A 13,537-nucleotide genomic window follows, 5' to 3' on the forward strand; every position below is an offset into this window, starting at 1 on the left:
CGGGGGCGGCGTTCCGCCGGACCCCGGGGGTGGCGTTCCGCTACTCCGCGGGGGCGCCGTTCCCCTGATCCCCGGGGGCGTCCGGGTCCGCGTCGTCCTCGCCCCGCACGTACCGCAGCACGCCCCACATCCCGTCCTGGTCCGCCTCCGCGGGCGTCGGGCTCACACAGGCGTCCAGCTCCTTCGCCAGCCCCTCCGCGTCGATCCCGGACCCGATCAGCACCAGACCGGTCCCCCGCCGCTCATCGGGCCCCCAGGGCTCCGGGTAGAAGCGCAGGAACCGCCCCACGGCGTGCACCACGTACCGGTTGCGCGGGTCGTACGCGCCGAAGTCCACGTACCCCTTGATCCGGTACAACCCCTCCGGCCGCTCGTCGAGGAACCGCATCAGCCGCCGCGGGTCGATCGCCCGCCCGGCCTCGAACGACACGCTCTCGTACCCGGCGTGCAGATGCCCGCCGTACGCCTCGCCCTCCTGGTACACGTGCAGGTCGTCGAAGGACAGCTGCCCGATCCGCTCACCCGACGGCCGGCAGTCGAAGAGGAACTCCGGGTCGACCCTCCCGTACGACGCCGGCACCACCGCGGCCCCGTCGGCCAGTCCGCGCACCGTGCGCAGCACCGCCTCGCGGTCCACCGCACGGTCGATCTTGTTGACCACCACCAGGTCCGCCAGCGCCAGGTGCCGGTCGATCTCCGGGTGCCGCGCCCTGGTCGCCTCGAACTCGGCCGCGTCCACGACCTCCACCAGCCCGCCGTAGACGACCTCCGGCTGCTCGCTGGCCAGCACCATCCGCACCAGCTCCTGCGGCTCCGCCAGCCCGCTCGCCTCGATCACGATGACGTCGATCCCCGCCGAGGGCCGGGCCAGCCTGCCCAGGTACTCGTCCAGTTCCCCGACGTCCACGGCGCAGCACAGGCACCCGTTGCCCAGCGACACCGTGGAGTCGCCCAGCGCGCCGGCCACCGCCAGGGCGTCGATCTCGATGGCGCCGAAGTCGTTGACCACCGCTCCGATGCGGCTGCCTCCGCTGTGGTGCAGCAGGTGGTTCAGCAGGGTGGTCTTCCCCGCGCCGAGGAACCCTGCCAGCACGACGACCGGAATCTGCGGGGGCTGGGGGGTCTGCGGGGTCCCGCTGCTCATGTCGCGCCCTCTCTCACCGCACCGCGCGCCCCGGCGCACGCTGCTCGCTTCCGAATGCCGCCGCCAGGATATGAGGCCTGGGAAACGGCTCTTGGTGAACGATTGTTCGCGTCTCCTGCTGGGCAAACGTTTCACCATGGCGCCGGTCCGGGTGACCCGCACGTCCCTCCGTGCGCCTCCTTCTCCGCCTCCCGCCGATCAGCGCCGCTCGGCACCCTGGGAGCGGCAGCACAGAGCAGCGCCCACCGCTCGCCGGTCCCCGCCCGTGTCGACCGCTCCGACCCGACGACCGGCGCTCGGTCGTCCTGATCGGGGGATTGACATGGCCACACGGTTTTTACGCTCCGCGGTCGCCGCGTGCGTCGGCGCCGCCGCGGGGGCGATCACCGCGACAGCGGTCCAGCGACGTGCCCTCTGCGAACTCAAGGCCTGCCTCGAGCAGCACCTGGACCAGGCCCGCGCCATCCAGAGGGAGGTCAACCTCACCACCCAGCAACGCCTGCACTGGTCCCTCATGAGCAAGGCGTTCGACGACCCGGACCTCGCCGAGGTCCTCGACGTCTACGAGGGCCCGGCCGTCACGCCGCGCAAGCGCCGCCAGTACCTCTTCGCGAACGCCCAGTACACGAACCTGCTCTTCTACTACCGGCTCGGCAACCTCACCCGGACGGAGTTCGTGAAGTACGCCCGGGGACTGTTCCAGAACCCCGTGATGGTCGAGTACTGGTACGCCACCCAGCACCAGCGCGACACCGTGCCGCCCGACTCCGACGAGGCCGCGATGGGCCGCCTGATCGACGACCTGTTCCAGCAACTCGACGAGGCGGAGGAGTGGTGGGTGGCCGGCGATGCGCCCCCGGAGTGACAGCTCGGGTATTGCCCATAACGGATTGATCAACCCGGGCGTTGTCCCAGTCGCGACCGGGTTGACTCGCAAGCGATCCCACGCGGCGACCCCCGCCACCCGCCTCCCGCACACCGCCCGGCGAGCACGCCCCACAGGGACCTCGCGCAGGCAGACGCGCGGTGCAGGCCCCTTCAACGCACGACAAGAGGAACGCAACAGTGACACAGATCGTCCGTCGGATCGGCGTGCCGCCGACAGCTCGTGGCAGCGTCGGCGGCGGGAACTGCCCGGACATTTTCGAACTGTCCGACGGTAATTTCGCGGTGATCGGCACCGAGGCGACAGCCGACCTCGACGGCGAGCTCCCCGCCGACGCCTCGCGGGCCGATTACGAACGCATCGTGATCATCAGCCGGGACACCTTGGTGAAGGCCAAGGCGGACATCCCGGACGCCTGACTCCGGTGGTCCTTCGGAGCCGGGTCCCGCGCACCGCGCGGGGCCCGGCTTCGCACTGAGGTGGCACGCGTCCCCCGAACGAGCCCCGCCGAGCCGCGCCGGTCACCCTGGTCAGGTTAGGCTCACCTGTGTGAGTAGGTGCGCAACCGTGTCACGGGTCCTGGACGAGCCGATCGCCGGGACCGCGGTGCACGCGAGGACGTGGCTGCTGCTGGAGCAGCCCGGTCCGTGGGGTCCCGAGGCGCTCACGTCGAGCCGGCTGGACCCCGCGCTGGGGCGCGCCCTGAAGGACGCCGCGGCGGGCAGCGGGGTGCGGGTCGCGCTGATCCGGCGACCGGGACGTCACGCGGACCACGGATCTCCGCCCCTGCGGCAGGTGTACGCCGCGCACACCGTTCCCGGCGACGGATGGATACGCAGCGCCGTCACCTCCGAACCCGAGCGGCTGTTGGACATCGACTTCGCGGCGCTCGGCCGGGGCGCTCCCGGGGCCTTCGACGCCGCGCTGCCCGCCGCCGTGCCGCACAACGGCTGCCCCCTGGCTTTCGTCTGCACCAACGGCCGCCGCGACCGCTGCTGTGCGCTCCTCGGGCGACCGCTCGCCGCCGAACTGGCCGCCTCCGGGGTGACGGGCACCTGGGAGGTCACCCACCTCGGCGGGCACCGCTTCTCACCGACCCTGCTGGTGCTCCCCCACGGGTACGCGTACGGGCGCGTGGACGCCCCCGCGGTCAAGGAGGTCCTGCACCGGGCCCGGGAGGGACAGGTGGTCACTCAGCACTGCCGGGGCCGCTCGGCGTGGCCGCGGCCGGGACAGGCCGCCGAGCTCGCCGTGCGGGCGCGGATCGGGGAGACCTCGGCGGACGCCCTCGACGTCACCGGGCTCAGGCCCCTCCCGGCCGGCGACGAGGAGGGAGCCCCGCCGCTCTGGGCGGCCACCGTGGCACACGCCGACGGCCGCCGCTGGCGTGTGGTGGTGGCGGAGAACTCGGCCGGTCCGCCGCGCCCCGAGAGCTGCGGCGCACCCCTCGGCTCCCCCGTCCGGATGGACGTGCTGCGGATCGCGGAGGAGGGGGCGGAGACAGCGGACGGTCCGACCTCCTGATGTTCCGCGGGACATCGACGGCCGGGCGCCCCGGCGCACTGGAGTGCGCGGGGCGCCCGGCCGTGGGGTTCCCGGTGCGTCGTCCTGAGGACGCGCGGCAGGTGAGGCGGTCAGACGGCTCCCGCTCCGGTCAGGGACCGGACCTCGGTCTCCGCGTGCTTGGCCTCGTCCGGCTCCTCGGAGGAGGTCACCGTGCCGATCCACCCCGCCACGAAGCCCAGCGGGATGGAGATCAGTCCCGGGTTCTCCAGCGGGAAGAAGGCGAAGTCCGAGCCGGGGAACATGGACGTCGGCCTGCCGGACACCACCGGCGAGAAGACCACCAGGGCCACCGCCGGAATCAGGCCGCCGTAGACCGACCAGACGGCGCCCCGTGTGGTGAACCGGCGCCAGAAGAGCGTGAACAGCAGCACCGGAAGGTTGGCCGAGGCGGCGACGGCGAAGGCCAGGCCGACCAGGAAGGCGACGTTCAGGCTGCCGGACAGCAGGCTGAGCCCGATCGAGACGACGCCGATGCCCACGGCGGCGACCCGGGCCACCGCGACCTCGCTGCGCTGCTTGGCGCCCGCCCGGCGGAACGAGGCGTAGAGGTCGTGGGCGACCGACGCCGAGGAGGAGAGCGTGACGCCGGCGACGACGGCGAGGATGGTCGCGAAGGCGACCGCCGCCACCACCGCGAAGAGCACCGGACCGCCCGTCGAGTCGCTCCCGCCGCCCAGGTCGAGCGCGAGCAGCGGCACCGCCGTGTTGCCGGCCTCGTTGGACGCGCGGACCTCGTCACTGCCCACGATCGCCGCGGCGCCGAAGCCCAGCAGGATCGTCATCAGGTAGAAGCCTCCGATGAGGCCGATCGCCCACACCACGGACCGGCGCGCGGCACGGGCCGTGGGCACGGTGTAGAAGCGCGAGAGGATGTGCGGGAGGCCCGCGGTGCCCAGGACCAGGGCGAGGCCCAGGCTGATGAAGTCCAGGCGGTCGGTCCAGCTCCCGCCGTACTCCAGGCCGGGGGCGAGGAACGCCTCGCCGAAGCCGCTGTTGTCGGCGGCCGTGCTCAGCAGCTCGTTGAAGTCGCCGCCGAAGCGGACCATCACCAGCACGCCCAGCACCAGCGTGCCCGCCAGCAGCAGGACGGCCTTGACGATCTGGATCCAGGTGGTCGCCCGCATGCCGCCCAGGGACACGTAGACGACCATCAGGGCGCCGACGCCGATGACGGTCCAGGTCTGGGCCGCTCCGCCCGTGCCTCCGAGCAGCAGGGCGACGAGACTTCCCGCGCCGACCATCTGCGCGACCAGGTAGAGCACCGAGACGATCACCGAGGAGGTGCCGGCCGCGATCCGCACCGGCCGCTCCCGCATCCGGGCCGCGAGCACGTCGGCGAGCGTGAACCGGCCGCAGTTGCGCACGAGTTCGGCGACCAGCAGGAGCACCACGAGCCAGGCGACCAGGAAGCCGACCGAGTAGAGCATCCCGTCGTAGCCGAACAGGGCGATGAGGCCCGAGATGCCGAGGAAGGAGGCGGCCGACATGTAGTCACCGGCGATGGCGAGGCCGTTCTCCACCGGGGAGAAGAGCCGGCTTCCGGTGTAGAACTCCTCGGCGGAACCGTGCCGCTTGCGGCCGGCCCAGGTGGTGATGCCGAGCGTGACGGCGACGAAGACGCTGAACAGGACCAGCACGAGGGACTGGTGGTTGCCCGTCATGCGGCACCACCCCGGGCGCCACGCGTCAACTCCTGGGTGTCCCAGCGCAGCTGGAGGGCGGCACGGTCCCGGCGCAGCCGGGCGTGGCGCGCGTAGGCCCAGGTCAGGAGGAAGGTGCTGAGGAACTGGCCGAGGCCGGCGAGCATCGCCACGTTCACCGAGCCGGCCACCGGGGTGGCCATGAACTCGGTCGCGGTGGTGGCGGTCACCACGTAGGCCACGTACCAGAGGAAGAACGAGACGAAGGCGGGGACCACGAACTTGCGGTAGCGGCTGCGCACCTCCTGGAAGGCCGCGCTCCGCTGCACCTCCAGGTAGACGTCGGCGGCCGCGCGGTCGCTGCTCTCCTCCTGCGCCTGGCGCGCGGCCGGCACCGCGGGAGTCAGCTCTCCCGTGCCGTCCGTCTCACCCCAGCCGAAGGCGAGTGCGTCGTACCAGGGGTCGTCGAACCGCACCTCTCCGGTATCGCGACCGTCGTGCTTGTTCACCGAAATCTCCTTGTCCCACGGCTCCATTCGGCCGTAGGAACAATGATGGACAGACCGTGAACATCCCGGACTCTTTCGGCGGCTCTCTCACCCCATCAGGTGACCGAAAAGTCAACGGTCACAGGTGTATCTCCCGCACGGGTGATCCCCGGGTACACCCCACGCGGCGTTCCCGAGCGGGACCCGTCTGCACCGCGGGCACGCCTCCGGGTGGACACGCCCTAAGCGGACACGCCCTACCCGGGCATGCCTCCGCCCGGGTGTCCGAGGACACCCGGGCGGATCACGCGGCGGTCCCACCGCGCGGCGTGCGCCGTGCGGCGGACCGGACGCGGCCGGCTCGCGGTCAGGCGTCGATCCGGGAGCGGTCGAGCGTCGCCGCGGAGCTGGAGATGAACTCCTTGCGGGGTGCGACGTCGTTGCCCATCAGCAGGTCGAAGACCTGCTCGGCCGCCTCCAGGTCGGAGAGGTTGATCCGGCGCAGCGTGCGGTGACGCGGGTCCATCGTCGTCTCGGCCAGCTGGTCGGCGTCCATCTCGCCCAGGCCCTTGTATCGCTGGATCGAGTCCTTGTAGCGGACGCCCTTGCGCTCGAACTCCATCAGCGTCTCGCGCAGCTCGCGGTCCGAGTAGGTGTACACGTACTTGTCCTGGCCGCGCTTGGGCTGGACCAGCTCGATGCGGTGCAGCGGCGGCACGGCCGCGAAGACCCGGCCGGCCTCGACCATGGGCCGCATGTAGCGCTGGAAGAGGGTCAGCAGCAGGCAGCGGATGTGCGAGCCGTCGACGTCGGCGTCGGTCATCATGATGATCTTGCCGTAGCGGGCGGCGTCGATGTCGAAGGTCCGCCCCGACCCGGCGCCTATGACCTGGATGATCGCGCCGCACTCGGCGTTCTTCAGCATGTCGCTGACCGACGACTTCTGGACGTTGAGGATCTTGCCGCGGATCGGCAGCAGGGCCTGGAACTCCGAGTTCCGGGCCAGCTTCGCGGTACCGAGGGCGGAGTCGCCCTCGACGATGAAGAGCTCGCTGCGGTCCACGTCGTCGCTGCGGCAGTCGGCCAGCTTCGCCGGGAGCGAGGAGGACTCCAGCGCCGTCTTGCGGCGCTGGGCGTCCTTGTGCTGGCGGGCGGCGATCCGGGTGCGCGCGGCGGCCACGGCCTTCTCCAGGACCGCGCGCGCCTGCTGGGCGGCGTCCCGCTTGGCCGAGGTCAGGAACGCCTTGAGCTCCTTGGAGACGACCTGGTTCACCACCCGGCGGGCCGCCGAGGTGCCCAGGACCTCCTTGGTCTGCCCTTCGAACTGCGGCTCGGCGAGCCGGACCGTGACCACCGCGGTCATGCCCTCTATGGCGTCGTCCTTGACGACGTCGTCCTCGGCGACGCGCAGCATCTTCTTGCTGCGCAGCACCTCGTTCATCGTGCGGGCGATCGCCTGCTCGAATCCGGCCACGTGGGTGCCGCCCTTGGGGGTGGCGATGATGTTGACGAACGAACGCAGCGTGGTGTCGTAACCGGTGCCCCAGCGCAGCGCCACGTCCACGCCGAGTTCCCGGGTGACCTCGGTCGGGGTCATCTGGCCGTGCTCGTCGAGGACGGGCACGGTCTCCTTGAAGGTGCCCTGGCCGGAGAAGCGCAGGACGTCGCAGATGGGGCGGTCGGAGGCGAGGTACTCGCAGAACTCGCTGATGCCGCCGTCGTAGCGGAAGGACTCCTCGCCCTTGCTGCCGCCGTCACCGAGGCCGAACTCGTCCCGCACCACGATGGTGAGGCCGGGGACCAGGAAGGCGGTCTGGCGGGCGCGCTGGTGCAGGTTCTCCAGGGAGAGCTTGGCGTCCTTCAGGAAGATCTGGCGGTCCGCCCAGTAGCGGACGCGGGTGCCGGTCCGGCTCTTGGGGATCTTCCTCTTCTTGCGCAGCCCGCTGCCGGGCTCGAACTTCGCGTTCTCGCCCTGGCCGGAGAACTCGCCGGGGACGCCGCGCCGGAAACCGATGGCGTGCGTGTGGCCGTTGCGGTCGACCTCGACGTCCAGGCGGGCCGAGAGGGCGTTCACCACGGAGGCGCCGACGCCGTGCAGACCGCCGGAGGCCGCGTAGGAGCCGCCGCCGAACTTGCCGCCGGCGTGCAGCTTGGTCATCACGACCTCGATGCCGGAGAGGCCGGTCTTGGGCTCGACGTCCACCGGGATGCCGCGGCCGTTGTCCCGGACCTCGACCGAGGCGTCGTCGTGCAGGATCACCTCGATGTGGTCGCAGTACCCGCCGAGGGCCTCGTCGACGGAGTTGTCGATGATCTCCCAGAGGCAGTGCATCAGGCCACGGCTGTCCGTGGACCCGATGTACATGCCAGGGCGCTTGCGGACGGCCTCGAGTCCCTCCAGGACGAGCAGGTGCCGCGCGGTGTAGTTGGAACCGTCCCGATCTGCTCCGGTCAGCAGCGCTGTGGACGGCACGGTCGTGTCGGCGGTCACGCGGTTCGCTCCTCGCTGAATTTTTCTGGGCATGTCTGGGCGTCGCCGGGGGACGCTCCACGGCTCGGTCACCGCTCCAGAGAGTACCGATGCCTGATGAGGCCGATGTAACGCCACCCTCGTCCTCGATCAAACCCTAAGCCAGAATCGTATGGACGTTCGATACCTCGGAGGAGTGAAGCACACATCACGTTCCGCGGCAGGCATGAACCCTTTAGGCTCCGGGCACGTCCTCCTCAACAAGCGGCGTTCAGCCGTCGGAGGACCGACACTGGAAGAAGCGCGAACCCGTACGACACGAAGACACGCACTACGGCACATTCGCCGCCAACCGGCAGCAGACAGCCGCCTCGCCAAGAAATCTTTCGAGGAAAAGCCGCGAGCGGGAACGTTTTCGGCCTGGTTGGATGTTGACCCTGGTACGACAGCTCGTCGAGCTAGAGAAGAGGCGACGTGACTACTGTTCTGACCCCCGCGAGCCCGCTGACGGCCGCCGATCGCTGCGACCGCTGCGGCGCCCAGGCATACCTGCGCGTCGTCCTGCTGAGCGGCGGAGAACTGCTCTTCTGCGCCCACCACGGCCGCAAGTTCGAGCCGGAACTCAAGAAGATCGCCGCCGAGATACAGGACGAGACGGAGCGGCTGACGTCCTCCGGACCGGCCGCAGCCGAACCCGACGGAGAGCGCTGAGAGCGCCGACACTCCACCCACGACGAGCTAATCCGGCACAGGCCGGGTGACAAGGGCGGCCGCCTCCCCCGCCAGGGAGGCCGGCCGCCTCTGCTCGTTCCCCGCGCAGTCGGTCCCTGACCGTCCTAGGGCTGCCCGGCCAGGGCGCGCACGACCTCGGACACCCGGGTGTACACCCCCGGCTTCCGGGCCTGCCCGCAGCCGCTGCCCCAGGACACCAGCCCGATGAGCCGGCCCTTGGCCACCAGAGGGCCCCCACTGTCCCCCTGGCAGGCGTCGGGGCCTCCCCCGGGCTCTCCGGCGCAGAGCATCGCCCGGGGCATGTAGGCGCCCTCCGAGCCCCCCGGATAGGCCTCCTCGCACCACGTGTCCGCCAGGACGTGCACCTGCGCCGCCCGCAGCGACCGGGAGTAGGCCCCCGAGCCGTTGACGTCACCCCAGCCGTAGACCGTGGCGGAGGTGCCCGGGCGGTACGCGCCGTCACCCGCGGGGGCGGCCTTGACCACCGAGCTCCTCGGCAGCGGCTCCGCCAGGGTGAGCACGGCGAAGTCACCGGCGTTGGTGACCTCGTCGTACCCCGGGTTCACCCAGGTGTCCCGCACCTTGATCTCCCGGCCGCCCTCGCCGGTCAGCTCGGACCGTCCCGCGATCACCGCGAGGTCCGGCACCTGGTCGGGCGGCGTGCCCAGCACCTGCTCGCCCAGGCAGTGCGCGGCCGTGAGCACGGTGCTCGCGCCGATCACCGCGCCGCCGCAGAAGTGCCCGGCTCTCGTCTCGCCGAAGAGCCTGCGGCTGGAGACCGCCACGGTCCAGGGGGCCTGCTCGACCTCCACGGGGAACCCTCCGACGACGACACGCGAGGCACCGCCCCGAGCGGTTCCCGCGTCGGCGGCCGCCGGCACGGCCGGTACCAGCGCCGCCAGCGACGAGGCCACCGCCGCGACCCCCACGGCTGGGAGAAAACGCATGACATTCCTCACTCCGGGTCGACCATGTGTCGACCCAAAGTAATCCAGCGGGACCCGTCACCACAGGTGCGACGACGCGAAGGCCCGGCTCCCACCAGGGGGAGCCGGGCCTTCGCCGCGCTTTCCGACCGGTTGCGACCGGTCGCGGTCAGTCGAGGTAGTCGCGCAGGACCTGCGAACGCGACGGGTGACGCAGCTTCGACATCGTCTTCGACTCGATCTGACGGATGCGCTCGCGCGTCACGCCGTAGACCTTGCCGATCTCGTCGAGCGTCTTCGGCTGGCCGTCGGTGAGGCCGAAGCGCATGGAGACCACGCCCGCCTCACGCTCGGAGAGGGTGTCCAGGACGGAGTGCAGCTGCTCCTGGAGGAGGGTGAAGCTGACCGCGTCGGCCGGCACGACCGCCTCGGAGTCCTCGATCAGGTCACCGAACTCGCTGTCGCCGTCCTCGCCCAGCGGGGTGTGCAGCGAGATGGGCTCGCGGCCGTACTTCTGGACCTCGATGACCTTCTCCGGGGTCATGTCGAGTTCCTTGGCCAGCTCCTCCGGGGTGGGCTCGCGGCCCAGGTCCTGGAGCATCTGGCGCTGGACGCGGGCCAGCTTGTTGATGACCTCGACCATGTGCACCGGGATACGGATGGTGCGGGCCTGGTCGGCCATGGCGCGGGTGATCGCCTGACGGATCCACCAGGTGGCGTACGTGGAGAACTTGTAGCCCTTGGTGTAGTCGAACTTCTCCACGGCGCGGATCAGACCGAGGTTGCCCTCCTGGATCAGGTCCAGGAAGAGCATGCCGCGGCCCGTGTACCGCTTGGCCAGCGAGACGACCAGTCGGAGGTTGGCCTCCAGCAGGTGGTTCTTGGCGCGGCGGCCGTCCTCGGCGATGATCTCCAGCTCGCGCTTGAGCTTGGGTGCGATCTTGTCCGAGTTGGCCAGCTTGTCCTCGGCGAACAGACCGGCCTCGATGCGCTTGGCGAGCTCGACCTCCTGCTCGGCGTTGAGCAGCGGGACCTTGCCGATCTGCTTGAGGTAGTCCTTGACCGGGTCCGCGGTGGCGCCGGCCGCGGCGACCTGCTGGGCCGGAGCGTCGTCCTCGTCCTCGTCGGACAGCACGAAGCCGGCGCTCTCGGCGCCCTCGGGCTCGTCGCCGGCCTTGCCGGGAGTCTCCTCGAGCTCCTCCTCGACGAGGTCCGGGTCGTCCTTCTTGGACGCCGTCTTCTTCGCCGCGGTCTTCTTGGCGGTGGCCTTCTTGGCCACCGTCTTCTTGGCGGTGGTCTTCTTGGCCGCGGCCTTCTTGGCGGGCGAGGCGGCCTCCGCCTCCTCACCCTCCTCGACGGGAGCCGCGGGAGCGGCGGTCTTCTTGGCCACCGTCTTGGCGGCGACCGACCGGGTCGTGGTGCGCTTCGCGGTGCTCTTGGCGGCGACGCTCTTGCGGGCGCGCTTGGGCTCCGCCGCGTTCACCATCAGCGTCACGCCCTCGTCCTCGAGGATCTGGTTGAGGCTGCGGAGAACGTTCTTCCACTGAGTGGCCGGAATCTGGTCGGCTTCGAAGGCGCGACGCACGTCATCGCCGCCGATCTGCCCCTCAGCCTTCCCACGCTCGATGAGCGCCATGAGAGAGACGGACTCGGCGATCTCCGGCGGGAGCGTACGGGATGTGCTGGCCGACACGAACAACCTCTCGGAACGTTGGAAAACGGCTTCCGGCCCCGTCCGCGAGGACAGGAGCCGACGACCGCCGACCTGGGGATGAGCCGACGGCGCGGGCTCGGGCCGGGAGGGGAAGCGCCGCGTACGGCGTCCGTATTCCTTCCTCGGCTGTCACCTATTAGGTCATCGCGCTGCTCCGCCGAGCGTTACGCCCAATCTGCGTGGCCCGAGTCACACCGCGAAAGGGTGCAATACCGAAGATAGTCGGTCATCGCCGGTCACGGACCGACCGTTTTCCGCAGATCTCGTGATGCAGGACACCCCCGCCCCGCGGACACCGGAGGGGGATGAGTCGCCGTGGCCGGACGCGGGGGCCGCGCCGACGCCGGACGGGAGGGGCCGCCGGGACATCGCCCCGGCGGCGCCCGGCCCCTCTTCCGTCAGTGCTCGCGGGGCGCCGGGACGACGGTGTCCGGGTGCACGGTGAGCAGCTGCCGCATCGCGGCCTCGGCGGCCGCGCCGTCGGCCTGCGCCAGGGCCTCCACGATGCGCGCGTGGTGGGTCAGCGAGGTCTCGTTCGGCCGGTCGCAGCCGGTGACGGGACCTCCCGAGACCTGGAGGGCGGACGAGACGATGCCCGAGAGGTGCTCCAGCATCCGGTTACCGGCGACCTGGATGAGCAGGGAGTGGAACTCGGCGTCGGCCCGGGAGAAGGTCAGGGCGTCACCCTGGGCCACCGAGTGGTTCATGATCTCGACCATGTCGGCGAGGCGTTGCTGGACGTCCTCCCGGCCGTGCCCGGCTGCCAGCCGCGCGGCGAGCGGCTCGATCGTCCAGCGCAGCTCGGTCAGCTCCCGGCGCTGGTTGTCGCGCTGGGGACCGAAGGCCCGCCATTCGATGATGTCGGGGTCGAGCAGATTCCAGTCGCTGACCGGCCGCACCCGCGTGCCCACGTTGGGCCGGGCGCTGACCAGGCCCTTGGCCTCCAGCACGCGGAGCGATTCGCGGACGACGGTGCGGGACACCTCGAACCGCTGACCGATCTCCTCGGGGACGAGCGGCCGGTCCGCCCCCAGGTCGCCGGAAACGATCATCTGTCCCAGCTGCTGCACGAGTTGGCCGTGCAGTCCGCGGCCACGGCTTCCGGCCGCGCGGCGGGCACCGACCCGGCCGAGCTCCGGTTCGGCGTCCCAGGAGGGCACGCCGACCCTGTCCGCCGTGGGGCCCTCGGCGTAGGGGTAGCGGTCGATTTCACCCGCGCCGGCCAGGCCGGAGTCGGCGGAGCGGGCGGCGGTCATCATGGTGTGCGCAAGGGTACTCACGAAGTCTTTTGTCGGCGCTGGCGCCAACTCCCTTGAGCGCTTTGGTGAAAAGCACACGAAAGGGTGATCGCTCACCCCGTCTCAATTGACGCCTTATCGGAAAGAAATGTGACGTTCCATGGCGAGTTGGGCGTACGGGGGGACTCCGAAGCGTCGAGCGGTCACCTTCGGCCCCGTTCCGGACGCTGCCGGGCCACCCTGCGCAGCCCTGTGAACAGGTACGCGCACACCAGCGCCGCGAGCGACAACGCCATCGCGACGCCCATGGGTTGACCGATCACCCGCAGCGCCTCCCCGGCAGCTCCGGGGCGGCCGAGGGGCCATCGGGCGAGCAGTTCACCGCTCCACCGCAGCGGACGTCCGGCCCCCGCGGCGGGCAGGAGGAGTCCGACGGCCCGGTCGGCCAGCGGGGTCGCGACGACGGGGACGGCGAGCACCGCGGCGAGCCCTCCGGCGACGGACCGGAAGAGCCCGGCGGCCAGCACGCCCGCCCACGCGCACGCCGTCACCAGGGCGAGCCAGCCCGCCGCCAGGGCCGGCCACCCGGGAGGCAACGCGGTGTACTCCTCGCCGAGGAACAGCCTCAGCAGCAAGGCGTCGACGACCACGGCGACGAACGCGGGCACGGCGGCCGCCGTCGCCGAGACCAGCAACTTGGCGACCAGCATCCCCAGTCGCCGAGGAGCGGTGC

At 71.0% G+C, this 13,537-nt stretch carries 11 protein-coding genes and 1 pseudogene; 4 read left to right on the top strand and 8 right to left on the bottom strand.

The window, feature by feature from the left end; all coding sequences use genetic code 11:
• Positions 1-40: 40 nt before the first annotated feature.
• Positions 41-1,144 (bottom strand): GTP-binding protein, encoded by a 1,104-nt coding sequence (locus HW445_RS06500; RefSeq protein WP_180220066.1) that lies wholly within the window; start codon positions 1,142-1,144, stop codon positions 41-43.
• A 322-nt stretch (positions 1,145-1,466) separates the two neighbouring features.
• On the opposite strand from HW445_RS06500, the gene HW445_RS06505 reads away from it, so the two are divergent.
• From HW445_RS06505 to HW445_RS06515, 3 genes are all read left to right on the top strand, one after another.
• Entirely contained in the window at positions 1,467-2,009 is a 543-nt protein-coding gene (locus HW445_RS06505) for a DUF6082 family protein (RefSeq protein ID WP_180220067.1), read from the top strand.
• Positions 2,010-2,209: 200 nt separating this feature from the next.
• The gene (locus HW445_RS06510) at positions 2,210-2,449 is read left to right on the top strand and encodes a hypothetical protein (RefSeq protein WP_180220068.1); all 240 of its coding nucleotides are present in this window, start codon (positions 2,210-2,212) and stop codon (positions 2,447-2,449) included.
• 130 nt (positions 2,450-2,579) lie between these two features.
• Complete coding sequence (locus HW445_RS06515; RefSeq protein WP_180220069.1) at positions 2,580-3,554, top strand: sucrase ferredoxin; 975 nt, start codon at positions 2,580-2,582, stop codon at positions 3,552-3,554.
• Between the two features lie 110 nt (positions 3,555-3,664).
• On the opposite strand, the gene HW445_RS06520 is transcribed toward HW445_RS06515, so the two are convergent.
• The 3 genes from HW445_RS06520 to HW445_RS06530 all read right to left on the bottom strand — a co-directional run bounded on the left by HW445_RS06520 (position 3,665) and on the right by HW445_RS06530 (position 8,215).
• Positions 3,665-5,257, bottom strand: coding sequence for a cation acetate symporter (locus HW445_RS06520; protein WP_180220070.1), 1,593 nt, complete (start codon positions 5,255-5,257; stop codon positions 3,665-3,667).
• Positions 5,254-5,772: a DUF485 domain-containing protein gene (locus tag HW445_RS06525; protein WP_180220071.1), complete on the bottom strand. Its 519-nt coding sequence runs from the start codon at positions 5,770-5,772 to the stop codon at positions 5,254-5,256. Before HW445_RS06525 ends, HW445_RS06520 begins: the two co-directional genes overlap by 4 nt.
• 319 nt (positions 5,773-6,091) lie before the next feature.
• Positions 6,092-8,215: a type IIA DNA topoisomerase subunit B gene (locus tag HW445_RS06530; protein WP_180220072.1), complete on the bottom strand. Its 2,124-nt coding sequence runs from the start codon at positions 8,213-8,215 to the stop codon at positions 6,092-6,094.
• A 453-nt stretch (positions 8,216-8,668) separates the two neighbouring features.
• Between HW445_RS06530 and HW445_RS06535 the strand changes: the two genes are divergently transcribed.
• Positions 8,669-8,905: a hypothetical protein gene (locus HW445_RS06535; protein ID WP_151775281.1), complete on the top strand. Its 237-nt coding sequence runs from the start codon at positions 8,669-8,671 to the stop codon at positions 8,903-8,905.
• 125 nt (positions 8,906-9,030) lie between these two features.
• On the opposite strand, the gene HW445_RS06540 is transcribed toward HW445_RS06535, so the two are convergent.
• The 4 genes and pseudogenes from HW445_RS06540 to HW445_RS06555 all read right to left on the bottom strand — a co-directional run.
• Positions 9,031-9,873: a serine protease gene (locus HW445_RS06540; RefSeq protein WP_180220073.1), complete on the bottom strand. Its 843-nt coding sequence runs from the start codon at positions 9,871-9,873 to the stop codon at positions 9,031-9,033.
• Positions 9,874-10,021: 148 nt separating this feature from the next.
• Positions 10,022-11,545 carry an RNA polymerase sigma factor gene (locus tag HW445_RS06545; protein WP_180220074.1) on the bottom strand — a complete coding sequence of 508 codons (1,524 nt, stop codon included), beginning with the start codon at positions 11,543-11,545 and terminating at the stop codon, positions 10,022-10,024.
• Between the two features lie 419 nt (positions 11,546-11,964).
• Positions 11,965-12,846, bottom strand: a complete 882-nt coding sequence (locus HW445_RS06550) for a FadR/GntR family transcriptional regulator (protein WP_174887235.1) — start codon at positions 12,844-12,846, stop codon at positions 11,965-11,967.
• A gap of 161 nt (positions 12,847-13,007) precedes the next feature.
• Positions 13,008-13,537: pseudogene (locus HW445_RS06555) on the bottom strand (ABC transporter ATP-binding protein); the annotation flags it as partial.

This window comes from Streptomyces sp. UH6 (assembly GCF_013421635.1).
In the GTDB taxonomy this organism is placed as follows: domain Bacteria; phylum Actinomycetota; class Actinomycetes; order Streptomycetales; family Streptomycetaceae; genus Streptomyces; species Streptomyces abyssomicinicus.

Coding starts and splice junctions, on each gene's coding strand:
- HW445_RS06500 (WP_180220066.1), bottom strand. CDS start 1,144: ATGAGCAGCGGGACCCCGCAGACCCCCCAGCCCCCGCAGATTCCGGTC.
- HW445_RS06505 (WP_180220067.1), top strand. CDS start 1,467: ATGGCCACACGGTTTTTACGCTCCGCGGTCGCCGCGTGCGTCGGCGCC.
- HW445_RS06525 (WP_180220071.1), bottom strand. CDS start 5,772: ATGGAGCCGTGGGACAAGGAGATTTCGGTGAACAAGCACGACGGTCGC.
- HW445_RS06540 (WP_180220073.1), bottom strand. CDS start 9,873: ATGCGTTTTCTCCCAGCCGTGGGGGTCGCGGCGGTGGCCTCGTCGCTG.
- HW445_RS06520 (WP_180220070.1), bottom strand. CDS start 5,257: ATGACGGGCAACCACCAGTCCCTCGTGCTGGTCCTGTTCAGCGTCTTC.